The 1031-nt window shown below is 70.9% G+C and carries 2 protein-coding genes; both read right to left on the bottom strand.

Annotated elements, in window-relative coordinates:
* Positions 1–137: 137 nt before the first annotated feature.
* Positions 138–665: a hypothetical protein gene (locus AX744_RS10670; protein WP_061016818.1), complete on the bottom strand. Its 528-nt coding sequence runs from the start codon at positions 663–665 to the stop codon at positions 138–140.
* A 55-nt stretch (positions 666–720) separates the two neighbouring features.
* On the bottom strand, positions 721–1031 hold a 311-nt coding region (locus tag AX744_RS10665), incomplete at its 5' end, for a DUF4192 family protein (RefSeq protein WP_157543581.1).

Here is a 1031-nt window from a genome sequence, read left to right as displayed (position 1 = left end):
GGTGGTGATGTCAGTCATGTCGTCCTCCCTAGAACGTGTTGTGTATCTGACATACACAACACTAGTAGGGGGGTCCGACATTCGCAAGCCTCGGGGTCACGCGGGCACCCGCTCGGGTGCAGGTGCCCGCGCGAGTCTCACCGCATGCCGCTGTCCACACTGTCGGCCAGCCATGCGGCGGCGTTCAGCATGTCGTGAGCGGCCTCGATCACGGCGTCGTTGCTATCACCCTCGGCCGCGTCGTTCAGGTTCCTGATGCCCTCGCGAACGTCCGCCACCTGCACGCTGAGGGTGCCGAACGCTGCGCGTGCGGCCTTGGCCATGAGGGCGCGCACGGTGTGCGCGTCGATGGGCTCCGCCCGCAGCGCGAAGGCGAACGTCTCGGCGTCGCCGTACCCGGCGGCGATCACGGCATCCGCGATCTGCTGCGCGGACTCGGGCGCACCCTGAACGAGGATCGAATCGGGCGCGGACGGCCCGCGGAACGCTCCCGGCGCGTCGTCCCGCTCGGGGTCGCCGTCGTACAGGGGCGGGCCGTCGTTGAGGTTCACGCGCAGCCGTCCGGCGTCCTGCGCGGTGTCGATCTGCACCACAGGCACGCCGTCGCTCGCGCCTCGGTAGTGGGTCACGGTGATGCCCTTCGCGGGCGTCAGCTGGTTGGTCATGGTGTCCTCCGTGAGGTCCGGGCCGCACCCTCCGGGGAGGGTGCGGCGGTCAGTGTCAGCGCGAGAACGCGAACTCGGGCAGGTGACCGGCATCGACCATCGTCCGCACGATCTGCGACAGGCCGTGCTCGGGATCGATCGCCAGCGCGCGACGCGCGTAGACGTCGGCGTGAGTGGAGCGTCCCAGCGCCCAGGACAGCCACGCAGCGGCCGCCAGCGGCCCCACCTGCGCCTCCTCGGGCGAGAGGGCCGCGACGTACCGGCAGGCCGTCAGAGCGGCGTCCAGCCGCTTCGCGTCCGGTCGCGGACCCTCACCCCACATCACCCGCGCCAGGTGCGCCGGGTACCCCTCACCCTGCTCCCAGC

It is taken from the genome of Microbacterium sp. CCH5-D1 (assembly GCF_001557335.1).
GTDB lineage: Bacteria > Actinomycetota > Actinomycetes > Actinomycetales > Microbacteriaceae > Microbacterium > Microbacterium oxydans.
Note: the sequence above shows the minus strand (reverse complement) of the source record. Positions and strands in the feature narration are given on the sequence as shown.

Coding starts and splice junctions, on each gene's coding strand:
- AX744_RS10670 (WP_061016818.1), bottom strand. CDS start 665: ATGACCAACCAGCTGACGCCCGCGAAGGGCATCACCGTGACCCACTAC.